The sequence below is a fragment of the Stenotrophomonas sp. YJH_SMC_16 genome (assembly GCF_059367875.1).
The window spans coordinates 953799-976328 of the sequence record NZ_JCAFRH010000001.1; the positions used below are offsets into that span (position 1 = coordinate 953799).

A 22530-nucleotide genomic window follows, 5' to 3' on the forward strand; every position below is an offset into this window, starting at 1 on the left:
CGGAGGGGATTAAGTCGTTTGTGCCACAAACGACTTAATCCCCTCCGTCCCCTTTTTGTTCTGCGTGCCGACCAAGGTCGGCACGGTGGCTCCGGCTTACAACAACGTGCCGTGCAGGATCATCGCGGCGATGCTGAAATAGATCACCAGGCCGGTGACATCCACCAGGGTGGCCACGAACGGCGCCGAGGCGCTGGCCGGGTCGAAGCCGAGCCGCTTGAGGATGAAGGGTAGCATCGAGCCGGACAGCGAGCCGAAGGTGACGATGCCGACCAGGGCGGCACCGATGGTGATCGCCAGCAGGATCCAGTGCTCGCCGTAGTCATGCAGGCCGCCCAGCTGCCAGATCACGATGCGCACGATGGCCAGGCAGCCAAGGATGGCGCCCAGCACCATGCCGGTCGGGATCTCGCGGATGGCCACCTTCCACCAGTCGCGCAGGCGCAGTTCACGCAGCGCCAGGCTGCGGATCAGCAGCGAGGTGGCCTGCGAACCGGAATTGCCGCCCGAACTCATGATCAGTGGGATGAACAGGGTCAGCACCACCGCGCGCGCCAGTTCGTCCTCGTAGTGCTGCATCGCGCTGGCGGTCAGCATCTCGCCCAGGAACAGCACGCTCAGCCAGCCGGCGCGCTTGCGCAGCATCTCGAAGAAGCCGATCTGCATGTACGGCTTGTCCAGCGCTTCCATGCCACCGAACTTGTGCGCGTCCTCGGTGGATTCCTCGATCAGTGCATCGAGCACGTCGTCGACGGTGACGATGCCGAGCATCTGCAGCTGCGCATCGACCACCGGAATCGCCAGCAGGTCGTGGCGGCGGATCAGCCGCGCCACTTCTTCCTGGTCCATCAGCGCATCCACCGTCACCGGCGGATTGACCTGGGCCACGTCCAGGATCGACTCCTCCGGCAGGCCGGTGATCAGCCGGCGCATGGTCACCACCTGCTGCAGCTGCTGGCTGGCCGGGTCGAGCACGTAGATGGCGTACACGGTCTCGCGGGTGCGCTCGACCTGGCGGATGTGCTGCAGGGTCTGCGCCACGGTCCAGCTGGCGGGTACCGCCACGTACTCGGTGGTCATCAGCGCGCCGGCGGTGTTGGGCGGGTAGCTGAGCAGCTTCTGGATGGCCTGGCGGGCGTCGGTGCCCAGCAGTGGGATCAGCCGCGCGCGTTCTTCCTCGTCCAGCTCGTGGACGATGTCGGTGGCACGGTCATCGGCCATCAGCCCAAGCAGGGCGGCGGCGCGGGCCGGCGGCAGCGCGGCGACCAGTTCGCCGCTGCGGTGCAGTTCCGGTGCCTCCAGCATCTTCACCGCACGCGGCAACGGCAGCGCGGCCAGCGTTTCCGCAGCGCGCACGAGTTCCAGCGTGTTGAGGAATTCCACCGCATCGGCGGTGTTGTAGTTCGCCAATGGCGCGGCCAGTGCGGCGGCATCGGCCACCGGGCGCAGCAATTGCTTCTGGTTCATCGGGTTTGCCTTGTGGGGGTGCGACCTCGCGCAACGCCAACGCAGGCAAACCGTCCCGATGTCAGGCGGTGGCCATCGCTGGCGTCGAACGAGGTCGACTTCTACTGTCGCTGGACATGGGTTGGGAACTCCGGGATGCGTGTGCCGGCGGACGCGCCGCCAGCGGCGGGCAGTCTGGACCCGTGGGCCATGCAGGTCAACCCGGCCGCTGTGCGCAGGGCGCCTGCCCGGCAGGTTGTTCTCGTGCATACACAGGCCGGCGCGCATAATGACGCGGTGGTACTCGCCACCCCTTCCCCCACCCGAATGGACGCACTGCGGGCTTCCCCGATGACCAGGTATTCCCATGCATAGCGGTGGTCTGGAACTGGCCCTGGTGCTGCTGCTGGCGGCGGTCATCGCCGTGCCGGTGTTCAAGAAATTCGGCTTCGGTGCGGTGCTGGGCTACCTGGCGGCCGGTGTGGTGCTGGGCCCGGACGGGCTGGGGTTCGTGCAGGATGCCGACCGCATCCTTGGCGCCGCCGAGATCGGCGTGGTGATGCTGCTGTTCGTGATCGGCCTGGAGCTGTCGCCGGCACGCCTGAAGGTGATGCGGCGCTCGGTGTTCGGCGCAGGTGCGGCGCAGGTGGCGCTGTCCGGGCTGGTGCTGGGCGGCCTGCTGCTGCTTGACCATTTCCAGTGGAAAAGCGCGCTGGTGGTGGGCGTGGCACTGGCGCTGTCGTCCACGGCGGTCGGCCTGCAGCTGCTGTCCGAGCACAAGGCGATCAACAGCGACCATGGCCGGCTGGGCTTTGCCATCCTGCTGTTCCAGGACCTGATCGCGATCCCGCTGCTGGCAGCCATCCCGCTGCTGGGCGGGGCGAAGAACGAGACCCTGCGCATCGAGGATGCGATGGTGGCGCTGGGTGCGCTGGCGGTGGTGATCCTGTGCGGGCGCCCGGTGCTGCGCAAGGTGTTCAGCATCATCGCGCGCACCCGCAGCCCGGAAGTATTCACCGCCACCGCCCTGCTGGTGGTGCTCGGCACTGCCTGGTTCATGCAGGAGGCCGGCCTCAGCCCCAGCCTGGGCGCGTTCCTGGCCGGCGTGCTGCTGTCCGATTCGGAGTTCCGGCACGAACTGGAAGCGCAGATCGAGCCGTTCAAGGGGCTGCTGCTGGGCCTGTTCTTCATCGCGGTGGGCATGGGCATCGACCTCGACCGCATCGCCGCCGAGCCGTGGCTGATCGCGGCCGGGGTGGCGATCCTGCTGGTTGTGAAGTTCAGCCTGCTGTACGTGATCGGGCGTATCGCCAAACTCAGTTCGCGGCAGTCACTGCTGTTGGGCAGCGTGCTGTGGCTGGGCGGCGAGTTCGCCTTCGTCGTATTCAACGAGGCGCAGCGCGCGCACCTGCTGGGCAACGCCAACCACGACCGGCTGGTGGCGATCGTCGGCCTGTCGATGGCGATCACGCCGCTGCTGATGATCGCGCTGCTCAAGCTTCTGGGCCAGGAGAAGGCGGCGCCGCGCCAGGCCGCCGAGGCCGACAAGGTGGCGCCGGACAACCGGCCCAAGGTGCTGATCGCCGGCATGGGCCGCTTCGGCCAGGTGATCGCGCGCCTGCTGACCGCGCAGAAGGTGCCGTTCGTGGCGCTGGAAGCGAACCCGGACACCGTGGCCGACCTGCGCCGCTTCGGCAACCAGCTGTACTACGGCGACCCGACCCGGCCGGAGATGCTGCGCGCTGCGGGCGGCGAGCACATCGATGTGTTCGTGATCACCGTGGATGACCCCGAGACCAACCTGCGCGCGGTGCGTATGGTGCGCCGGCTGTACCCGGACGCGACGGTGCTGGCGCGTGCACGCAACCGCCAGCATGCGTGGCGCCTGATGGACATGTCGGCCGAGCCGTTCCGCGAAGTGTTCGGCACCAGCCTGGAGATGAGCGGCCGCGTGCTGACCGCGCTGGGCGTGGCACCGGACGTTGCCGAACGCCATGTGCAGCGCTTCCGCGAGCACGACGAACAGCTGCTGCGCGACCAGTATCTGGTGTACGACGACGAGGCGGCGGTGATCCAGACCTCGCGCGACGCACGCAACGACCTGATGCATCTGTTCGAGGCCGACGCGGAAAGCGACGGCAAGTAGGGGGCCGACAAACGGTCGGCACCCACCACAGATTGCGGTTGCCGGCCAGCGGCCGGCACGACCCTTTTCCAGGAATCAGCCGTTGTCGCGCAGGAACCGCGCCATCGACGAAACGCCCGGCACGCGCGGTTCGAACTCACCGGCCACGTCGATGAAGCCGCGCATCACCGCGATCTCGCGCGGGCTGCGGTTGAGGCTGTCGCGCACTTCCGGATCGGCACCGGCACGCAGCAGGCGCTGCACCAGCAACGGCAGGCCATGCAGCGCGGCCAGGTGCAGCGGACCGAAGCCGCGCGGATCGCGCACGTCCAGGCTGACATCCTCATCCAGCAGGCGCTCCACCGCCGCCATCACCACCTGCTCGTCGCAGGCAGTACCCGGCTCGGCACGCGCACCCAGCAGCAGCAGCAGCGGCGTGACTGAACCGGCGGCGGCCTGGTCCGGTTCGGCACCGGCCAGCAGCAGGGTGTCGAGCAGGGCCAGCAGGCGCGAGCGGTCGCGCGCACTGAAGCCGTACAGCGCGGCACAGTGCAGCGGGCCCAGCTGCTGCGCGTCACCGGCATGCACGTCGGCGCCGGCGGTGAGCAGGCGCGCGACGATGTCCGGCAGGCCCAGCGCCGAGGCCAGCATCAGCACGGTCACGCCGCCCGGCAGGCGGTGTTCCAGCTTGGCGCCGGCGTCGAGCAGGGCCGAAACGATATCCACCTGACGCATGCTGACCGCCGCCGACAGCGGCGTGGCACCACTGGCCGCAGCGTGCTGCGGATCGGCGCCACGCGCCAGCAGCAGGTCGGTCACCGCCAGATGGCCACCACCGGCGGCGCGCAGCAGCGCGGTGCAGCCCTGCGCATCGACCGCGTCGACGGCGAAGCCCAGATCGATCAGGCGGCGCACCGCATCCACGTCACCAGCCATCGCGGCGGCCGGAAGATCGGCCTCGCGCAGGGTGCGGCGCGGCAACGGCCATACCCGCCAGTCCAGCCAGTCGGCCAGATCGCGGCGACCAATCGACAGCGCCACGCCCAGCGGCGTCTGGCCGTCGGCGGCACGGGCTTCCGGCGAGGCACCGTGCTGCACCAGCAGCTTCAGCGCGCCTTCGCGGGCCAATGCGGTGGCCAGATGCAATGCGGTCATGCCATGGCTGTCGCGCGCTTCGCGATCGACACCGGCCTTGAGCAGGGCCTGCTGCAGGCGCAGCCAGCCCAGGCGCACCGCCAGCGACAGCGGCGGATCACCGGCCGGCGAGGCGGCGAACGGATCGGCGCCACGTTCCAGCAGTTCCAGTGCCAGCTGTTCCAGGCCACGGGCGGCCTGGTCGTGCTGCGCACACGCGGCGAGGAAGCGTGCCAGGCCACCGCGTCCGGCCGGCGACAGGCCACGCTGCAGCATGACCTGCAGCGCCGGCACCGCGTCGATGCCGCGCGACAACAGCGCGAACATCGGCGTGTCGGAACAGGCGTCACGCACGTAGGGATCGGCACCGTGGGCCAGCAGCCAATCGACCGCACGCGGCTCCAGCGCCAGTTCCGGATCGAGCAGCAGGCCACCCAGTTCTTCCGGCTGGCACAGCTTGGCCAGCGCGGCCATGCCTTCGGTGTTGCCGAAGCCCAGCGCTTCACGCAGCAGGGTCAACGGCGGACGGTCCGGCAGCAGGCCACTGGCACTGGCGGCTTCGCCGCGCTCGGCCAGGCCATCACTGACCGCGGCCGGCAACGGATAGGAGGGGTCCAGCAGAGCCACGATCGCCCAGCGGCCGGCTTCGGCAGCGTAGTCCACCGCACGGCGACCGACCGGATCGGCGGCATCGGCGGCGATGCCCAGTTCGACCAGGCGCTTGATCAGCAGCGGTGAGACATCCTCGGCCATCGCCGCCAGCTGCACCGCGTTGCGGCCTTCGCCGTCCACCGCGACCAGGTCCGGCTTGTGCGGCAGCAGATGCTCGACCACGGCGGCACGACCGGCACGGGCCGCTTCCAGCCATGGCGTACGGCCCAGCGCATCGCGCGCTTCCAGATTGGCACCGGCGCCGAGCAGCACGCCGATGATCTCCACGTGGCCGGCCAGGGCCGCCTCGTGCAATGCACTGCGGCGCTGGCGATCGCGGGCGTCGGCGCGCGCCTTGTGCTTGAGCAGCAGCTGCACCCCGGCCGGATCGTCATCTTCGGTGGCAGCGGCGGCCAGCAGCACCGGCGTGCCCTCGGCCGGTTCGCTGCGCGCACCGCGTTCGAGCAGGAAGCGGGCCAGGCGCCAGTTGCCGACCTGGCAGGCCACCGCCAGCGGCGACCAGCCCTCGTTGTTCAACGCATCGACTTCGGCGGCGGCATCGCGCAGCAGCGCGGCCACGCCCGGGTCGGAACTGCGCGCGGCATGGTGCAGCGGGGTGTTGCCATCGCTGTCGACGGCACGCGAGTCGGCGCCGTTGGCGAGCAGGGTCATCACCGCTTCGGGGCGGCCGTGCCAGCTGTCGCGGGTGGCGGCCAGCAGCGGGGTCATGCCCCGGTGCGGCGCATTCACATCGACGCCGCGGGCGATCAGTTCGCGCAGCAGGCGCAGGTCCGGCAGCACCGCCGCCAGCACCGCCAGGCTGCGCTGGTCGCGCCAGTTCGGGTCCGGCAGCGCATACGGATCGGCACCGGCCTGCAGCAGCTGCAGGCCCCGGTCGATGCGGCCATGGCGGGCGGCTTCATACAGTGCCGGGGTCAGTTCCTGCGGTGCCATCGCCTCCAGCGGCGCGGTTTCGGCCGCGGCGGCGAACATCGGTTCGTGCTCGTTGCCGGCGGTGGCCAACGGGCTCGCGCGCAGCGACACCAGCGGCGCGGGCGCGACCCGCTGCAGCAGCAGGTGCAGCACCGGCGACAGCAGCACGACCGCCAGCGCGGCGGGCCAGCGCGCGCTTTCCGGCAGCAGGCCCGGCCAGGCCGGCAGCACCACCAGCGCGGCCAGCGCGATCACCAGCGCGGCCACGCCGAGGCCACGCCAGGCGGTCAGGTCGCGCCCAGCCAGCGCCTGCCAGTGCTGGGCCAGGCTGCCATCGAGGCGTTCGACATCGTTCCACAGCGGCCAGGTGCGCCAGGCCGCCAGCAGGCCGGCACTGACCAGCACGCTCAGGCCCAGCACCGCCGCAAGGCTGCCGCTGTCACGCAGTGCGGCCAGCGGCCAGGCCAGCAGCAGCGCCAGCAACAACGGCGCTGCCGTCCACAACGCCAGCAGCGCCGGCAGGTCCTGGCGCGCGACCACCTTCAGCGGCAGCAGCGCGCGGCTGCGCCGCCACCACGACACACCCAGCGCGAACGCCGGCTGCGCCAGTGCAGCAAGGATGGCGCCTGGAACGCCGCCCACGGCGGCGCCCAGCGCCAGCACGGCGCCCACGGCGAAGACGATCGACAGGGCGCGCGGACGGGACGTGTCAGTCATAGTGGCGCGGCATCAGGCTGGCCACCGACGGCGGCACCTGCAGGTAGAACCCGCGCTCGCTCATTTCGCTGCGGACCTTTTCCGGATCGGCCTGGGCCAGGCGGCGCTGAGCATCCAGGGCCACGTCCAGGACGAAGGCGAGCGTCCCCAGCGAGGTGAGCAGCGGCGCAGGCAGCGCGCTGAAATCATCGCGACGGGGAACGTAGACGTAGGTGTCCGGCTTGAGTTGGCTTTTATAGACGTAGGCGTGCATGTCCGCGGGACGATAACCCGGGAAGAGCCATGATTGTGTCGGAAAGCCGACACCGGGGAAAGCCGTCAGCCGACGATGACGGCGTGATCGACGGCGTTTCCCCGGCGGGGTTCAGCAATGTGGCGGCGGCGTTCAGCCACGGCCGGCACCACGCAGGCGCTTACTTGACCTTGGCGTAGGTACCCTTCAGCGCGACGCCGGCGAGGATCGCACCGGCGTAGCATTCGTAGTTGGTGCTGCTCTTGAACTCGTTCTTCTTGTAGTAGCTGACGATGTCGACCACGGCGTTGGCGCCGCGCGACTTGGCGCCGTCCTGCAACGCGCGCAGCGCCGACAGTGCGACCCAGCGGCAGGCTTCGGCATCGCTCTTGTTGGCGGCGTTGGTCTTCTTGTTGGTCACGTCTTCGCCCAGGCGCTGCTGCACGCTGACCGGCTGGCCGGCCAGGTAGAAGCGGACGCTGCCGTCGATGCCGGCGTCCTTGGCAGCCTGCGAACTGACCAGTTCCTGCAGGGACTGCTCCACGCGGGTATCGCGGGCAGAAGCGGTGGAGGCCAGGGCCAGCAGTGCGGTGGCCGTGGCGATCATCAGGGTGCGGCGCATCGGAACATCTCCTTGTCGAGGGTGCGGGTAGGTTGCGGGAACAACGGCGGTGGGGCGGTGGATCACTCGCGCCAGCGGCGGAACACCAGCGAGGTGTTGATGCCGCCGAAGGCGAAGTTGTTGCTCATCACGTACTCGGCCTGCAGTTCGCGGCCTTGACCGGTGATGAAGTCGAGCTGGCCACAGCGCGGGTCGACCTCGGCCAGGTTCAGGGTCGGCGCGAACCAGCCAGCACGCATCATCTCGATGCTCATCCAGGCCTCGAACGCACCACAGGCGCCGAGCATGTGGCCGACATAGCTCTTCAGCGAGCTGATCGGCATGCGGCTGCCGAACACCTGCGCGGTGGCCTGGGTCTCGGCGATGTCGCCGTGATCGGTGGCGGTGCCGTGGGCGTTGACGTAGTCGATCTGCGCCGGCTCCAGGCCCGCATCCTCCAGCGCCAGGCGCATGGCCTGGGCCATGGTGTCGGCGCTGGGCTGGGTGACGTGCTGGCCGTCGCTGTTGGTGCCGTAGCCGACCACCTCGGCAAGAATGGTGGCACCGCGCGCCTGCGCGTGCTCCAGGTCTTCCAGGATCAGCGTACAGGCACCCTCGCCCAGCACCAGGCCATCACGGCCAGCATCGAACGGGCGCGGCGTGGTCTGCGGCGCATCGTTGCGCACGCTGGTGGCGAACAGGGTGTCGAATACCGCCGCAGCGGTGGCATCGAGCTGCTCGGCACCGCCGGCCACCATCACCGTCTGCTTGCCGCTGCGGATCGCTTCATAGGCCGCGCCCACGCCCTGGCTGCCCGAGGTGCAGGCGCTGGAGGTGGTGTAGACGCGCCCGGACAAACCGAAGAACACGCCGATGTTGACCGGCGCGGTGTGGCTCATCATCTTCAGGTAGGTGGTGGCACTGATGCCTTCGGTGGTGAATTCGTTGAGCATGCGCCCGAATTCGCCGGTGGCCTCATGGCTGCCCGAGGACGAGCCGTAGGCTACGCCGGTACGGCCGCTGCGCAGTACCGGATGCTCGTGCAGGCCGGCTTCGCGCAGCGCCACCTCGGTGGCGCGCACCGACATGACCGCGACCTTGCCCATCGAGCGGGTGGTCTTGCGGTTGTAGTTCGGCGGCAGCTCGAAGTCCTGCGCCGGCGCGGCCAGCTTGGTGTTCAGGCCGGCATAGACATCCCATTCGGGCATCGTGCGCACGGCATTGCGGCAGCTGCGCAGGTGCGCTTCGATGGTAGGCCAGTCGTGGCCAAGCGGACTGATGGCCGCAGCACCGGTAACCACCACGCGACGATCGGCGCCCATCAGAGCATGCCCCCGTTCACCGAGATCACCTGGCGGGTGATGTAGCCGGCCGGCTCGGACAGCAGGAACGACACCGTCGCCGCCACTTCGTCGGGGCGGCCGACACGGCCAGCGGGAATCAGCTTGAGCGCGTGTTCGATCACTTCATCGTTGAGCATTTCGGTCTCGATCAGGCCCGGAGCCACGCAGTTGACGGTGATCTGGCGGCTGGCCAGTTCGAGCGCCAGGGCCTTGGTGGCACCGATGATGCCGGCCTTGGCGGCACTGTAGTTGACCTGGCCGCGATTGCCGGCCAGTCCGGACACCGACGACAGGGTGACGATGCGGCCGGGCTTGCGCCGCCGCACCATCGGCATGATCAGCGGATGCAGCACGTTGTAGAAGCCATCCAGATTGGTGTGGATGACCTGGTCCCAATCCTCGGCCGACAGTGCCGGGAAAGCACCATCACGGGCGATGCCGGCGTTGCAGACCACGCCGTAGTACGCGCCATGCGCCTCGACATCGGCCTCCAGCGCGGCGCGTGCGGCCTCGCGGTCAGCCACGTCGAACGCCAGCACGCGGGCCTGCTGGCCCAGTGCATGGATCTCGGCCACCACGGCCTGTGCCTCTTCCAGGCGGCTGCGGCAATGCACCACCACGTCGAAGCCATCACGCGCGATGCGCAGCGCGATGGCCCGGCCGATGCCCCGGCTGGCGCCGGTCACCAGCACGCTTCGATTCCCTGTCATGCCTGTCCACTCTCCAGATAGGCCATCGCGTCGGCCGGTTCGAACACCGACACGTTGGCTGTCGCCCATTCGTCCTCACCTGCCAGGATGCGGCAGGCGAACATCCCCAATCCATTGTCACCCAACAGCTCGCAGCGCGCCTGTACGCGCAGCCGCGAACCGGCGGGGAAGCTGCTGCGCGCGCTGCTGTAGCGGCGGCTGCCGAGCAGGAAGCCCAGCTGCGGCGGCTTGCCGGCCGCACGCGCGCGGCAGCCGGCCCAGGCCGCGATGGCCTGCGCCATGTATTCGATGCCGACCCACGCCGGCACTTCGCCGTTCTCCACGAACAGGCCGGCCTCGGGCACCACCAGTTCGGCCTCGAGGGTGTCCTGGTCCCAATGCGTGATGCGCTGCAGCAGGCACATGTCCTGGCGGTGCGGCACCACCTCTTCGATTGCATACAGCGTGTTCATCGACGCTCCAGTGCCAGCACGGCGTTGCTGCCGCCGAAAGCGAACGAATTGCTCAGCACCCGTCGCGGCGGCTGCGCCAGGCGGGTGGCCGGTGCGACCAGCGGCAACACCGGCAGCGCTGGGTCGGCCACGCCGTCCCACCAGTGCGGCGGCAGCTGCTGCTGCGGGTTCTCGGCCAGCAGGATCCAGCACAGCGCGGCCTCGATCGCGCCCGAGGCACCCAGCGTGTGCCCGGTCAGCGGCTTGGTCGAACTGGCTGGCACGCTGTTGCCCAGCACCTGCGAGACCGCCAGGCTTTCCATCGCATCGTTGTGGCCGGTGGCGGTGCCATGCAGGTTCACGTAATCCACTTCGTCGGCGCCCCAGCCTGCGCGCAGCAGCGCCTGCTGCAGCGCGTCGATGGCACCCAGCCCCTGCGGGTCGGGAGCGGACATGTGGTGCGCGTCGGCCGATTCGCCCCACCCCGCCAGGCACACCGGGCCGGGCTCGCGGGTGAGCAGGAACAGCGCGGCGCCTTCGCCGATGTTGATGCCGGCGCGGTGCTGCGAGAACGGGTTGCAGCGTGCCGCCGACACCGATTCCAGCGCGCTGAAGCCAGCCACGGTGAAGCGGCACAGCGAATCGGCACCACCGGCGATCACCGCATCGACGATGCCGGCGCGCAGCATGCGCGCGGCTGACATCAGTGCCTTGGCACTGGACGAACACGCCGTGGACAGGGTCCACGCCGGTCCCTGTGCGCCGCTGCGCTGGCGCACGAACTGCGCAGCGGTGCCCATTTCCTGCTGGGCGTAATCGAAGCCCTGCGGCCACTGGCCCTGTTCGGCGTGGCTGCGCAGGGCCTGCTCGGATTCACCGATGCCCGAGGTGCTGGTGCCCAGCACCACCGCCACGCGCTCGGCACCATGGCGGGCAATCGCCGCGGCCACCGCCGGTGCGATCTGCGCCAGCGCCACGTCCAGCAGGGCGTTGTTGCGCCCGCGCAGGGCCACCGGCAGGTCTTCCAGCGCCGGCAGAGGCGTGCGGACCTCTCCCAGCGCCAGGGTGCGCCCCGGCAGCAGGCTGTCGTTGTCGCTGAGCCCGCCCGGCACATCGGCGAACATCGCCGACGCGACCGCAGTGCGGCCATCGCCGAGCGCGCAGACCACGCCCAGGTCGTTCAGGTAGATCGGTGCACTCATCGGTCCTGTCCGGCCATATCGATCGATTCGATGCGCAGCGCATAGCCTTCGGCACGGTTGTCCAGCTGCACGCTGCCATCGTCCAGGCGCTGCAGCAGCAGCCACACCGTGCCGTCGCGCGACAGGCTGCGCTGCAGGCCGTCGTCGCTGACCTGCCAGTCGGCCGGCAGCGCGGCGGCGATGGCTGCGGTCGGCCACAGCGCGAACTGCAGGTCATCCAGCACACGCTCGGCACGTACCTGCGGCGGCAGCCACGGCGCGCGCTGCTGGGTCAGCTGCTGGCCGTCCCACTGCAGGCGCACGCCGGTCTGGCCCATCGCCTGCACCGCCAGCTGCACCCGCTGCGCGTCGGCCTCCAGCAGCGCGTCGAGGTCGCGCTCATGGCTGCCGAAGCGGAAATGCAGCTGCTGCTGCAGGGCCAGCGGCGCCGGCAGGCTGGCCGGCGACAGGCGCAGCGGCGGCAGTTCCACCTGTGGCTTGGGCATGCGCCCGGCACAGGCGGCCAGCAGCAGGCACAGCAGCAGGGCCGCAGTACGGAAGATCAGGCGCTGCACAATTCCTCCAGCACGCGCATGCGACGGCCGCTTTCGTCGGCCACATACGGGTTGTTGGTGTCCCAGGCGTAGCCGGCCAGGATGGAGCTGATCATGTCGCGCACTTCGGGCTGCTGCTGCGGGTGGTAGATGATCTTCTGGAAGCCGCCTTCGTACCAGCTTTCGACGAAGCGGCGGAAGGTCTTCACGCCGGCGCGCAGCGGGATCGAGAATTCAGCTTCCCAGTCGACGGTTTCACCGGCATAGCGGCGCGCCAGGCATTCGCTGGCCAGCTGCGCGGACTTGAAGGCAATGGTCACACCGGACGAGAACACCGGGTCGAGGAACTCGCCGGCGTTGCCCAGCAGGGCATAGCCGGGCCCCCACAGCGAACTGACGTTGGCCGAGTAGCCGGTGATGCGGCGCACCGGCAGCACCGCCCATTCGGCGTTGGCCAGCAGGCGGGTCAGGTTGGGGTCCTCGCCGACGATGGCCTGCAGCTTCTGCAGGTCGTCACCCTCGTAGCGCTCGAAGAACGACGGCTCGGCGACCACGCCCAGCGAGCAGCAGCCGTTGGAGAACGGGATCGTCCAGTACCAGACGTCGACGTGCTCGGGGTGGGTGGTGATCAGGATCTTGTTGCGATCGAAGTCCGCTTCGGCCGGAATGTTGTCGCGCACGTGGCAGAAGATCGCGCCGCGCACCGGGAAGTTGGATGGCGATTCCAGCTGCAGCAGGCGCGGCAGCAGGCGTGCGAAGCCGGAGGCATCGAGGATGAAGTCGGCTTCGATGCGGTATTCGCTGCCATCCGGGCGGCGCACGTTCACCGTGGGCTGTTCACCGGGTTCGACCGACAGCACTTCATCACCAAAACGCAGCGTGGTGCCCATGCGCTCGGCACCGCGTGCCAGCACGTTGTCGAAGTCGGCGCGCTGCACCTGGTAGGTGGTGCCCCAGCCTGGCGAGAACTTCTTCCGGAAGTCGAAGGCGGTACGCGCTTCGCCGTGCACGAAAGCGGCGCCGTTCTTGTACTGGAAGCCGGCCTCGACCACATCCTGCAGCAGCCCGGCGGCTTCAATGTATTCCATGCTCTGGGGCAGCAGGCTTTCGCCGATGGAGAAGCGCGGGAACTGCTGACGCTCCAGCATCAGCACCTGGCGGCCCTGCTGGCGCAGCATCGCCGCAGCCACGGAGCCGGCCGGGCCGGCACCGATGATCAGGATCTCAGTACGTTCGACAGCATCCACAGCAGTATTCATCGGTGCGTCCTTGTTGCTCGATCAGGTGGAAAGAAGGAAGTCGGAAGACAGGTTCAGGCTGGCGGCAGCTCATGCGGCGGCGGCCGGAACAACGGCGAGATCAACCAGACCAGGCCGATGCCGAACAGCAGGGTCAGGCCGAACGCGCGCAGCGCCGGGGTCTGCGACAGGCCCAGCAGACCGAACGACAGCCAGGTACTGGCCGCACCCACGCACACCGCCAGCCAGGCGCTGGCATCGCCACGGTGCTCGATCAGGAAGATGCCGTAGTCGATGCCCATGCCCAGCAGCAGCATCAACGCCAGCACGTTGAACAGCTGCAGCGGCTGGCCGAACAGGCCCAGCAGGCCCAGGGTCAGCGCGCCGGCGATCAGGGTCGGGGCGAACACGCGCCAGGCCTGGCGGCGGTAGCGCAGCCACAGCGCACCGAACACCAGTGCAATGCCGACCAGCAGCAGCCCACCCATCAGCTTGCGATAGTGGCCGAGCAGCTGCGAGAAATCGGCGGTGCGGTCGACCCAGCGCACGCCCGGCAGGCCCTCGGCCGCGCCACGCAGGGTCGTCAGTGCATCGGCGCGTGACAGGTCATCGACCATCACCACGCTGATCATCTGCCCACCCACCGCACCCACCCAAAGATGGCGGAACGGCTGCGACGCCGGCGAAGCGAGGAAGGCCTCGGCGGTAAGCGGTGCAGCCGCGAACTGCGGTCGCTGCAGCGGTTCACCCACGGCCTCGGACACGGCCGACAGCACGCCGGGTTCCACCTTCGCGGTCAGCGCGGCATCGGCTTGCTGGCGCGCCGGCGACGGCAGCCAATCGCTGATCGCGCGATAGCCACCAATGCGCTTGTCGTTGGCCAGTACACGCAGGCGCTCGGTCAGTGCTTCCTCGCGCTGCAGCAGCTGCGCGGCATCCGCGCCCTGCACCAGGTAGAACTGCGCCGGGCTGGGCATGCCCAGCAGCTGGCTCAGGCGGATCTGCTGCGCCATCAACGCTGGCGGTGATGACTGCAGGCTGCGCAGGTCGTCGTTGCTCTGCAGGCGTGCGATGCCGATTACAGACAGTGCCAGCGTGATCACCACGAACATCATCACCGCGCGACGGCCGTGCAGGCGCGGGAAGCGCTCCAGCGTGTTGCCCAGCCACTGCGAGAAGCGGGTCTGGCGGATCTCGCCGCCATCCAGCCACGGGAACCAGAAGATCACCGTGAGGAACGCAGCGGCCAGGCCCACCACCGAGAACAGCGCCATCTGGCGCAGGCCCGGGAACGGCGCCAGGCCCAGCGCCAGATAGGCCAGCGCGCTGGTCAGCAGGGCCAGCCACAGGCCCGGCAACAGGTGCCGCAGCAGTTTCCAGCGGCGATCGGCCGGCTCGGCCTGGCGCGAGGCGAACCAATGGATGCCGTAGTCCTCGGCCACGCCCACCAGCGACGCACCAAATACCAGGGTCAACACGTGTACCTTGCCGAACACCAGCACGGTCACCGCCAGCGCCACGCCACAACCGATCAGCAGCGAGGCGGCTACCAGCAGGATCGGCCGCAGCGAGCGGAATGCCAGCCACACCAGCAGCAGCACCGCCGCCAGCGAACCCCACCCGATGGTGTTGATCTCATGATTGGCCTGCACCGCGGCGGCCTCGGCATGCAGCGGCACGCCGGCATGCAGGATTTCCAGCTCCGGCGCTGCGGTCTTGGCCGCCTTTCCGGCCCGCTCCAGCAGGCCATCAAGATGGCGCTCGCCATCGAGCTGGAACGCCGAACCCGGCGTATCGAACTGCAGCGCCGCCCAATGCTTGCCCTCGGCCTCGAGCAGGCCGTCATCGCCCAGGCGCAGGCCCGAACCCTGCGCCTGCTGCTGCCACCACTGCGGCCACAGCGACAGCGGGTCCTGTCGCCAGTCGGTCAGGCGCGGCGCGCCCATCGGGCCGTACAGTGCAGCCAGCGCCTGCTCGGCCAACGCGCCCGGTTCACTGCCCTGCAGCTGCTCGCGCTGGGCCGGGGTCAGCAGGCGGTCGCGGTACGGCGCGTAGAACGCGCGCGCCTCATCGAACCAGCCTTCGATCGAACCACTGGGCACCAACAAGGCGTGGTCGGCGTCCTTGGCCATGGCCGCCGCAAAGGCCGCCTGCGCGCGCTTGGCGGCCGCGCTGTCCTTGCTGCCGAGCAGCACCACCACCTGCCGCGAACTGCCATCGGCGATGCGCCGGGTGACATCGCTCAACAGGCGGTCATGCGCATCCTGCGGCAGCAGCGCGAGGATGTCGGTGTCGATCCGCGACTGCTGGCTCCACAGGTGCCACTGCTGCGCGCCCAGCGCCAGCAGCAGCACCAGCCAGGCGATGCCCAGCCAGTGCCACCAGCGCCGCAGGCGGTCCGGTGCGTTGGATGCCACGGCCTCACTCAAAACGGCGGGCCTCGTCGGCGTTGAGCGTGGCCGGCGTCTCGCTCAACGCGCTGAACTGGATCTGCGTGCGGTCCTTGTTGGCCTCGACGATCTCGACCTGGCGCACGTAGCGATCGCCCTGCAGGGTCAGCGATTCGAAAGCCTTGGCCAGCATCGCCGACTTCGGCGTCAGGCGCAGCCGCCAGCCCTGTCCTTCACGGCTGGCCGCCACGTTGAACTGGCTGGACAGCGCCTGCACGTCGCCACTCATCAGCGCGAACATGATCGCGTTGACCGAACGCATCGCTGGCTGCTGCCGCGCATCGAGCTCAACGCGGGTGCTGCCATCGCGCTGGCGGCTGAGGATGCGGTCGGCGGTGACCACCACCTCGGAGGGGAACGGCTTGAGCGTGGTCCAGATCACGCCGTGCTGGCGTGCGACCACGAACCGGCCCTGCGAACGCAGCGGGTTCTTGAAGCCGCTGACCTGCTTTTCCTGGCTGAACTGGCCACGCAGCACCTCCGGCCGCGCCACCGCCTGGGTAATCGCATCGACAGCGGGGTCGGCAGCCTGCACCCGCGGTGCGGCCACCAGCAGCAGCGTGCACAGCAGCACGCTCGAAAGACGGGCAAGCATGGTCACGGCGCAGGCACTCCCAGGCGTTCCCACAGTACCGGCGGGCACTGGTACAGCATTTCCCTGCTGGTCGCGTCCACCGCGACCTGGATGGTCATCGCGCGGGTCAGCACCTGGCCGCTTTCCGCATCGAGGATCTCGTACTCGATCTTCAGCCGGTTCTCCCATTCCACGATGCGCGCGATCACGCGCAGGGCCTGGTTGAACAGCAGCGGGCGCACATATTTCACCCGTGCATCGACCACCGGCCACAGGTAGCCCGATTCGAGCATCTGCGGGTAGTCGTAGTCGTAGCGGCCGAGCAGCGCGCAGCGCGCGATCTCGAAGTACTTGAAGTAGTTGCCATGCCAGACCACGTTCATCGGATCGCAGTCATGGAAGGCGGGGGTCAGCGTGATTTCGCCGACCCGTTCAATGGCCTCATTCACCGGCATACAGCTCCCAACGTTGCGCGCGGATCTCCACCAGCAGTTCCCGCAGTTCGCGATCCAGCGCGCGGTCTTCTTCGACCAGGGCGATGCGCTGCCCCAGGTCGGCGTACATGTCGGCCAGACTGCCATGCAGCTGCGCGTTCAGGCCAACCCGCTCGCGCAGGGCCAGGCCCTGGCGCGCAGCGATCAGCATCGCCGCCACCACCTGTTCGGTCAGTTCGATCACGCGCAGGCAGTCGCGCGCGGCGATGGTGCCCATGCTGACCTTGTCCTGGTTGTGGCATTCGGTGGAACGCGAGAACACGCTGGCCGGCATGGTCTGCTTCAGCGCTTCGGCGGTCCACGCCGAAACGCTGATCTGCAGCGCCTTCAGGCCATGGTTGATGGCCGCGCGCGGGCCGGTGGCCGCCGACAGGTTGGCCGGCAGGCCATGGTTGTAGCGGGCATCGACCACCAGTGCCAGCTGCCGGTCGAGCAGATCGGCAACATTGGCCACGGTGTTCTTCAGGGTGTCCATCGCCAGCGCGATGTGGCCGCCGTAGAAGTGGCCGCCATGCAGGATGCGCTCGCCGTCGGCGTCGATCAGCGGGTTGTCGTTGGCACTGTTCAGTTCGGTTTCGATCAGCTGGCGCAGGAACGGCAGGCTGTCTTCCAGCACGCCGATCACATGCGGCGCGCAGCGCAGCGAATAGCGGTCCTGCAGGCGCTGTTCATTGCGCGGCGGGCGCTCGCTGTGCAGGTCGCTGCGCAAGCGCGCGGCGATGCGGCCCTGGCCCGGGTGCGGCTTGGCCGCGAACAGGGTCTCGTCGAAGTGGTGCGCGTTGCCGTCGCTGGCCAGCACGTTGAACGCGGTCAGGCGCGTGGCCATGCGGGCCAGGTAATCGGCGCGCTGCCAGGCCAGGCAGGCCAGGCCGGTCATCACCGCGGTGCCGTTCATGATCGCCAGGCCTTCCTTCGGCCGCAGCTTCAGCGGGGTCATTCCGATCTTCGCCAGCACCTCGGTCGCCGGCTGCACGCGGCCGTCGAACAGTACCTCGCGTTCGCCGCACAGCACTGCCGCCACGTACGACAGCGGGGTCAGGTCGCCACTGGCACCGACCGAGCCTTCGGCCGGAATCATCGGCAGCACGTCGTGCTGCAGCAGCGTGGCCAGGCCTTCCAGCAGCGGCACGCTGACACCGGACATGCCGCGCACCAGCGACGCCAGGCGCGCAGCCAACACCGCACGGGTCTCGACCGGGTCCAGGTAACGACCCAGGCCACAACCATGGTAGGTGTAGAGGTGGTGCGGTAGTTCAGCCACCAGCGCCGGCGGGATGTTCACCGTGCACGAGTCGCCATAGCCGGTGGTCACACCGTAGATCACGCCGTCCTCGCGCAGCAGGCGGTCGAGGAAGTCGGCACCACGCTGGATGTGCGCACGGAATGCCGGCGCGTCGCTCAGTGCGGCCTCGCACTGGCGCTGGGCCAGGGCAACCACGTCTTCGATGGTCAACGGTGCATCGCCAAAGCGGCACACGGGTACGGCGTCAGTCGTCATGCGGAGCCTGATCCCAGAAGGGGAAGAAATTGAACCAGTCCAACGGGGACTGGATGAGCTGGAGTTCCAGCCAGCGCGCGAAGCGCTGTGCCTGTTCGGCCAGTGCCGCATCGCGTGAGCCACGCGGCAGCACGATGCGTTCGGCGAACTGTTCAAACGCCACGCGATAGCCTTCGCCCTGGTGCAGGCAGGCCATGGTGTAGACCGGGCAGCCCAGCGCGGCGGCGAGCACGTAGGCGCCGATCGGGAACGGCGCCCGGTGGCCGAGAAAATCGGCGGTGACGCTGCGACCGCCCTGCACCGGCGTGCGGTCGCCGACGATGGCGACAAAGCCACCGGCGGCCACGCGCTCGGCCAGCATCACCGCCGTGGCCGGGCCCATCTCGGTGACCTGCACCAGTTCCACCGCCGCCAGCGGGTCCAAGCGCTGCAGGAGGCGGTTGAAGCGCTGCGCATGTGCGGTATGCACCAGCACGGTGATGCGGAACCCCGGCACCTGTTCGGCCAGCACCTGGCACAGTTCCAGGCAGCCGATGTGCGCGGTGAGGATCAGCCCACCTTCGCGGCGCGAGATCTTCTCCAGCACCAGGTCACGATGCAGGTGGATGCGTTCGGCCGGATAGCGCCCGCCCAGGCCGAGGATCTTGTCCAGCATCGTGTCGGCGAAGGCGAAGAAATGGCGCAGGCTGTCACGCCGCGTTGGCGTGCGGCCGAGCACGCCGCTGTGCGCCTGCAGCCGCTGCAGGTACTGCATCGAGGCCTGGCGCCCTACACGGTTGCCCAGCCAATGGCAGGCCACCACTGGCCACACGCACAGGCGGAACGGCCAGCGCCCGAACCAGCGGTGCACCCAGCACAGGAACAGCACGCCGGCCACCGACGTCGATTCGCCGATGTCGGCCCAGTGCGGGGCACCCTGCGCGGTCGCCATCTCAGTGCTGCCCCCGCAGGCGGCGCCACAGCAGGCGTGGTGCGCGCCAGAGCATGCCGAAGAACAGGCGGGTATGCATGCGGCTGATGCGCACGTTGTCGCGCCACACATCGAAGTGCGACACGCCATCGGCGGGATAGGTCACGCGCGTGGCCAGGTGCTCGACCGGCAGCTGCCGCCAGTACAGGCGCACCATCACCTCGGTATCGAAATCCATGCGGCGGCCGATGGTCTCTTCATCGATCAGGCGCAGCACCGCCGGCAGCGGATACACGCGGAAGCCGCACATGGTGTCGCGCAGGTGCAGCGAAAGCGTGTTGATCCAGACCCAGATGTGGGTCGCGTAGCGCCCGTACAGGCGCGCCTTCGGAACACTGGCGTCGTAGGCCGGAATGCCGCAGATCACCGCCTCGGGATGGGCGCGCGCCGCTTCGATGAAGCGTGGCAGGTCAGCGGTGTCGTGCTGGCCATCGGCATCGATCTGCAGCACGTGGCTGTAGCCACGCGCACCGGCTTCGGCGAAACCGGCCAGCATTGCCCCGCCCTTGCCCTGGTTGATGTCCAGGCGCAGCAGGTCGACGCCCTGGCGCTGTGCCAGCGAGCGCAGTGCATTCGCGCACGCCTCATGCGAGCCATCATCGACCAGCAGGCACGGCAGGCCGGCGGCCTGCACGCCGTCGACCACCGCCGCGATGGCGTGCTCGTGGTCGTAGACGGGGATCACCACCAGTGGCGCGAACGCGGCACTGGCAACGGCCGGATCAGTCCGCATCGGCGAAGACCACCTTGCCGCTGGCATGCACACCGTGGCTGGAGGTGTAGCGGAAGGCCAGCACGTTGCGTGCGGCATCCCAGTCCAGCTGCAGGGTCAGCTCATCGCCCGGGCGGGCCACATGCTGGAACTTCACCGCATCCATGCGCAGGAACGCTGCCGGCATCGCGAACATCTGGCGGCCAAAACGCACTGCCCAGTCCAGCTGCGCCACGCCGGGCAGGATCGCCGCCTGCGGGAAGTGGCCCTGGAACGGCCGCAGCGCCGGGTCGAGGGTCATGCGCAGGGTGGCGCTGGCGGCGTCGCGGCGGTCCCAGACCGGCACCGGCATCAGTGGCTGGAACAGCGCTGCCAGCGCCGCCTGGGTGACCTTGCCCTGTGCGTTGATCGGCAGCGTCGGCACCAGCCGCCAGCGGCGCGGCCGGGTGACCGCGTCATGTGCCTGTGCCAGGCGCGCGCCCAGGCGCTGGCCCAGCGCGCGGCGCGCGGCGTCACCGCCCTCCAGCAGCGCCAGGTCGGCCGGCACCACCACGGCCGCCAGCTGCTCGCGCTGGCCGGGCAGGACCAGCACGCGCACGTCGTCCACTTCGGCGTCTTCGCGCAGCGCGCGTTCGAGCGCATCCAGCGAAACGCGGCGCTCTTCGATCTTGACGATGCGGTCGGCACGGCCCAGCAGGCGGAAGCGGCCGTCGGCCAAGGCTTCCACGCGGTCCTGGGTGCGCCACCAGTCGAGGGTTTCCAGATGCGCCGAGGCGACGGCCAGGCAGCCATCCTCGATGCGCCACTGCACGCCCGGCAGCGGCTGCCACGGCGGCAGGTCGGCGTCCCAGCGGCGCCAGGCGATACCACCGGTCTCGCTGCTGCCATAGACCTCGGTCGGTGCCACGCCCAGCCACTGCCGTACCTGGCGTGCAGCTTCTTCCGGCAGTGGGCCACCGGAGGAGAACACCGCACGCAGGCGGCCATGCAGGCTGGCCCAGTCGAGCTGCTCGGGCAGGCGCTTGAGGTGAGCCGGGGTCGCCACCAGCACCGTGTCGGTACCGGCCAGCGCGCCCACCAGGTCTTCATGGAAGAACCGGCGTGGATGGATCAGGCGGCCGGCGGCCAGTGGCCACAGCACGCGGAACAGCAGGCCGTAGATGTGCTGGTGGGACACCGTGCCATGTACCTGCACGCCTTCCAGCTGCGCGCCGAACGCGGCCTGCAGCGCATCCACCTCGCGCGCCAGCTGGTCCATGCGCTTGCTGATCGCGCTCGGCTGGCCGGTGCTGCCGGAGGTGAACACGCACAGTTCGCAGGCGCGCTCGTCCAGCGCCTGCAGTTCGTCGTCCAGCGCGGCGTCCAGCGCCGCCAGCGGGCGGTAATCGGCGGACACGTCGCCTGCGAAACCGCTCACCTGCGGCTGCAGCGCCTGCAGCGTGGCCGGCAGGTTGTCGGCGGCCAGGAACACCCGCTTGCCGGCATGCCAGGCGCCGAACAGCGCCGCAGCAAAGGCCACGGCATCGTCGAAATACAGGGCCCAGTCACGGCCTTCGGCGGCCGCAAAGGCCGCGCGCCAGGCCAGCACGCGCTGGCGGAAGCGAGCGTGGTCGATCACCTCGCCATCGCAGACGCCAACATTGCGCTGCGGCCGCGCCTCCAGCAGCAGCCGGTCCAGGGCAATCCACTCAGCCATGCGCGTGCGCCGCCTTCACCCGCCGCCGCACCAGCCACTCACCTGCGAACAACACGCCCATCATCACGTACGCCAACAATCCGTTGTAGAGCATCCAGACCCGGTCCGACGCGTACAGCGCGGTCAGCAGGGCCAGGCTGCCGTTGAGAACGAAGAAGCCACACCACACCTGGGTGACGCGGCGGGTATAGGCCACTGCGAACGCTGGCAGGTCCGGTTCCTGCAGCCGTGCCAGGCGTTCCACCAGCGGCGGGCCGAAACGCAGGCTGGTGCCAAACACCGCCAGCATCACTGCATTGACCAGCGCCGGGTACAGCTTCAGCGGCAGGGCCTGGTTGAGTACCGTGGCCAGCACCGCCAGCAGGCCGGTGCCCGCGGCCGCGGCCCACCACAGCGGCTGGCGCGTACTCAGCGCGCGCAGCAGGGCCAGGGTGAACAGCAGCAGCGACAGCCAGCGTGGCTCGAAACGGCCCATCGCCAGGTACACCAGTACCGGGTAGGCCAGCGAGATCGCAGCCACCACGACCGTGCGTGCGCGTGCCATGGTGGAGCCGTCGGCGCTGCGGTCAGGCGGCTGCCTGGTCCGGCAGCAGCCTGTGCACCACATCAACGATGTCCTGCACGGTACGCACGGCCTTGAACGCTTCCGGCTGCAGATTGCGGCCGAGCAGCGGCTTGAGCTGCACGATCAGGTCCACCGCATCGATGCTGTCGATGTCCAGGTCGTCGTACAGGCGGGCCTCGGGCGTGATCCGGGCGGTTTCGATCTCGAAGCTGTCGGTCAGGATGCTGACGATGCGTTCGAACAGTTCATTCTTGGTCATGGCAGGTCCTGGCACC

Annotated in this window: 20 protein-coding genes; 1 reads left to right on the forward strand and 19 read right to left on the reverse strand. The window is 69.1% G+C overall.

The window, feature by feature from the left end; translation table 11 throughout:
* Positions 1-96: 96 nt before the first annotated feature.
* Positions 97-1467, reverse strand: coding sequence for a magnesium transporter (gene mgtE / locus AC5P6E_RS04285; RefSeq protein WP_010482288.1), 1371 nt, complete (start codon positions 1465-1467; stop codon positions 97-99).
* Positions 1468-1813: 346 nt separating this feature from the next.
* Here mgtE and AC5P6E_RS04290 point away from each other — a divergent pair, with 346 nt between their 5' ends.
* Positions 1814-3592, forward strand: a complete 1779-nt coding sequence (locus AC5P6E_RS04290) for a monovalent cation:proton antiporter-2 (CPA2) family protein (RefSeq protein WP_197576863.1) — start codon at positions 1814-1816, stop codon at positions 3590-3592.
* Between the two features lie 75 nt (positions 3593-3667).
* Here the strand turns inward: AC5P6E_RS04290 and AC5P6E_RS04295 are convergent, their stop codons facing one another.
* The 18 genes from AC5P6E_RS04295 to AC5P6E_RS04380 form a co-directional block, all read right to left on the reverse strand.
* The gene (locus AC5P6E_RS04295; protein WP_329832410.1) at positions 3668-7006 is read right to left on the reverse strand and encodes an ankyrin repeat domain-containing protein; all 3339 of its coding nucleotides are present in this window, start codon (positions 7004-7006) and stop codon (positions 3668-3670) included.
* Positions 6999-7259, reverse strand: a complete 261-nt coding sequence (locus AC5P6E_RS04300; protein ID WP_010482302.1) for a YcgL domain-containing protein — start codon at positions 7257-7259, stop codon at positions 6999-7001. The genes AC5P6E_RS04295 and AC5P6E_RS04300 overlap by 8 nt, the downstream gene beginning before the upstream one ends.
* Before the next feature lie 160 nt (positions 7260-7419).
* A complete protein-coding gene (locus AC5P6E_RS04305) occupies positions 7420-7860 on the reverse strand; it encodes a hypothetical protein (RefSeq protein WP_010482305.1) in 441 nt (146 codons plus the stop codon).
* 62 nt (positions 7861-7922) lie between these two features.
* Positions 7923-9161: a beta-ketoacyl-ACP synthase gene (locus AC5P6E_RS04310; protein WP_049413131.1), complete on the reverse strand. Its 1239-nt coding sequence runs from the start codon at positions 9159-9161 to the stop codon at positions 7923-7925.
* On the reverse strand, positions 9161-9892 hold the full coding sequence (locus AC5P6E_RS04315; protein WP_029379816.1) for a 3-ketoacyl-ACP reductase FabG2: 732 nt from the start codon (positions 9890-9892) through the stop codon (positions 9161-9163). Before AC5P6E_RS04315 ends, AC5P6E_RS04310 begins: the two co-directional genes overlap by 1 nt.
* The gene (locus AC5P6E_RS04320; RefSeq protein ID WP_010482310.1) at positions 9889-10344 is read right to left on the reverse strand and encodes a hotdog family protein; all 456 of its coding nucleotides are present in this window, start codon (positions 10342-10344) and stop codon (positions 9889-9891) included. The genes AC5P6E_RS04315 and AC5P6E_RS04320 overlap by 4 nt, the downstream gene beginning before the upstream one ends.
* Entirely contained in the window at positions 10341-11525 is a 1185-nt protein-coding gene (locus AC5P6E_RS04325) for a beta-ketoacyl-[acyl-carrier-protein] synthase family protein (protein ID WP_019336778.1), read from the reverse strand. The genes AC5P6E_RS04320 and AC5P6E_RS04325 overlap by 4 nt, the downstream gene beginning before the upstream one ends.
* Positions 11522-12079, reverse strand: coding sequence for a DUF3261 domain-containing protein (locus AC5P6E_RS04330; RefSeq protein ID WP_191862644.1), 558 nt, complete (start codon positions 12077-12079; stop codon positions 11522-11524). The genes AC5P6E_RS04325 and AC5P6E_RS04330 overlap by 4 nt, the downstream gene beginning before the upstream one ends.
* Positions 12067-13317 carry an NAD(P)/FAD-dependent oxidoreductase gene (locus tag AC5P6E_RS04335; RefSeq protein WP_019336780.1) on the reverse strand — a complete coding sequence of 417 codons (1251 nt, stop codon included), beginning with the start codon at positions 13315-13317 and terminating at the stop codon, positions 12067-12069. The genes AC5P6E_RS04330 and AC5P6E_RS04335 overlap by 13 nt, the downstream gene beginning before the upstream one ends.
* 53 nt (positions 13318-13370) lie before the next feature.
* Positions 13371-15725, reverse strand: a complete 2355-nt coding sequence (locus AC5P6E_RS04340) for an MMPL family transporter (protein WP_495230718.1) — start codon at positions 15723-15725, stop codon at positions 13371-13373.
* On the reverse strand, positions 15718-16341 hold the full coding sequence (locus AC5P6E_RS04345) for a LolA family protein (protein ID WP_173581534.1): 624 nt from the start codon (positions 16339-16341) through the stop codon (positions 15718-15720). The genes AC5P6E_RS04340 and AC5P6E_RS04345 overlap by 8 nt, the downstream gene beginning before the upstream one ends.
* Positions 16342-16343: 2 nt before the next feature.
* Positions 16344-16775: an acyl-CoA thioesterase gene (locus AC5P6E_RS04350; protein ID WP_049454164.1), complete on the reverse strand. Its 432-nt coding sequence runs from the start codon at positions 16773-16775 to the stop codon at positions 16344-16346.
* Complete coding sequence (locus AC5P6E_RS04355) at positions 16762-18312, reverse strand: HAL/PAL/TAL family ammonia-lyase (protein WP_049413142.1); 1551 nt, start codon at positions 18310-18312, stop codon at positions 16762-16764. Before AC5P6E_RS04355 ends, AC5P6E_RS04350 begins: the two co-directional genes overlap by 14 nt.
* Complete coding sequence (locus AC5P6E_RS04360; protein ID WP_109813739.1) at positions 18302-19243, reverse strand: lysophospholipid acyltransferase family protein; 942 nt, start codon at positions 19241-19243, stop codon at positions 18302-18304. Before AC5P6E_RS04360 ends, AC5P6E_RS04355 begins: the two co-directional genes overlap by 11 nt.
* Position 19244: 1 nt before the next feature.
* On the reverse strand, positions 19245-20015 hold the full coding sequence (locus tag AC5P6E_RS04365; RefSeq protein WP_043399560.1) for a glycosyltransferase family 2 protein: 771 nt from the start codon (positions 20013-20015) through the stop codon (positions 19245-19247).
* Complete coding sequence (locus AC5P6E_RS04370) at positions 20005-21690, reverse strand: ApeI family dehydratase (protein ID WP_241872945.1); 1686 nt, start codon at positions 21688-21690, stop codon at positions 20005-20007. The genes AC5P6E_RS04365 and AC5P6E_RS04370 overlap by 11 nt, the downstream gene beginning before the upstream one ends.
* Positions 21683-22234 carry a COG4648 family protein gene (locus tag AC5P6E_RS04375; protein ID WP_010482325.1) on the reverse strand — a complete coding sequence of 184 codons (552 nt, stop codon included), beginning with the start codon at positions 22232-22234 and terminating at the stop codon, positions 21683-21685. The genes AC5P6E_RS04370 and AC5P6E_RS04375 overlap by 8 nt, the downstream gene beginning before the upstream one ends.
* A gap of 22 nt (positions 22235-22256) precedes the next feature.
* Positions 22257-22514, reverse strand: coding sequence for an acyl carrier protein (locus AC5P6E_RS04380; protein ID WP_006402206.1), 258 nt, complete (start codon positions 22512-22514; stop codon positions 22257-22259).
* Positions 22515-22530 lie beyond the last annotated feature (16 nt).

What these genes read in the sequence shown, in the direction of transcription:
- AC5P6E_RS04345 (WP_173581534.1), bottom strand. Translation starts at nt 16,341, where the DNA reads ATGCTTGCCCGTCTTTCGAGCGTGCTGCTGTGCACGCTGCTGCTGGTG.
- AC5P6E_RS04380 (WP_006402206.1), bottom strand. Translation starts at nt 22,514, where the DNA reads ATGACCAAGAATGAACTGTTCGAACGCATCGTCAGCATCCTGACCGAC.
- AC5P6E_RS04315 (WP_029379816.1), bottom strand. Translation starts at nt 9,892, where the DNA reads ATGACAGGGAATCGAAGCGTGCTGGTGACCGGCGCCAGCCGGGGCATC.
- AC5P6E_RS04290 (WP_197576863.1), top strand. Translation starts at nt 1,814, where the DNA reads ATGCATAGCGGTGGTCTGGAACTGGCCCTGGTGCTGCTGCTGGCGGCG.
- AC5P6E_RS04295 (WP_329832410.1), bottom strand. Translation starts at nt 7,006, where the DNA reads ATGACTGACACGTCCCGTCCGCGCGCCCTGTCGATCGTCTTCGCCGTG.
- AC5P6E_RS04365 (WP_043399560.1), bottom strand. Translation starts at nt 20,015, where the DNA reads ATGCGGACTGATCCGGCCGTTGCCAGTGCCGCGTTCGCGCCACTGGTG.
- AC5P6E_RS04335 (WP_019336780.1), bottom strand. Translation starts at nt 13,317, where the DNA reads ATGAATACTGCTGTGGATGCTGTCGAACGTACTGAGATCCTGATCATC.
- AC5P6E_RS04355 (WP_049413142.1), bottom strand. Translation starts at nt 18,312, where the DNA reads ATGACGACTGACGCCGTACCCGTGTGCCGCTTTGGCGATGCACCGTTG.
- AC5P6E_RS04350 (WP_049454164.1), bottom strand. Translation starts at nt 16,775, where the DNA reads ATGCCGGTGAATGAGGCCATTGAACGGGTCGGCGAAATCACGCTGACC.
- AC5P6E_RS04305 (WP_010482305.1), bottom strand. Translation starts at nt 7,860, where the DNA reads ATGCGCCGCACCCTGATGATCGCCACGGCCACCGCACTGCTGGCCCTG.
- AC5P6E_RS04310 (WP_049413131.1), bottom strand. Translation starts at nt 9,161, where the DNA reads ATGGGCGCCGATCGTCGCGTGGTGGTTACCGGTGCTGCGGCCATCAGT.
- AC5P6E_RS04360 (WP_109813739.1), bottom strand. Translation starts at nt 19,243, where the DNA reads ATGGCGACCGCGCAGGGTGCCCCGCACTGGGCCGACATCGGCGAATCG.
- AC5P6E_RS04375 (WP_010482325.1), bottom strand. Translation starts at nt 22,234, where the DNA reads ATGGCACGCGCACGCACGGTCGTGGTGGCTGCGATCTCGCTGGCCTAC.
- AC5P6E_RS04370 (WP_241872945.1), bottom strand. Translation starts at nt 21,690, where the DNA reads ATGGCTGAGTGGATTGCCCTGGACCGGCTGCTGCTGGAGGCGCGGCCG.
- AC5P6E_RS04320 (WP_010482310.1), bottom strand. Translation starts at nt 10,344, where the DNA reads ATGAACACGCTGTATGCAATCGAAGAGGTGGTGCCGCACCGCCAGGAC.
- AC5P6E_RS04325 (WP_019336778.1), bottom strand. Translation starts at nt 11,525, where the DNA reads ATGAGTGCACCGATCTACCTGAACGACCTGGGCGTGGTCTGCGCGCTC.
- AC5P6E_RS04300 (WP_010482302.1), bottom strand. Translation starts at nt 7,259, where the DNA reads ATGCACGCCTACGTCTATAAAAGCCAACTCAAGCCGGACACCTACGTC.
- mgtE (WP_010482288.1), bottom strand. Translation starts at nt 1,467, where the DNA reads ATGAACCAGAAGCAATTGCTGCGCCCGGTGGCCGATGCCGCCGCACTG.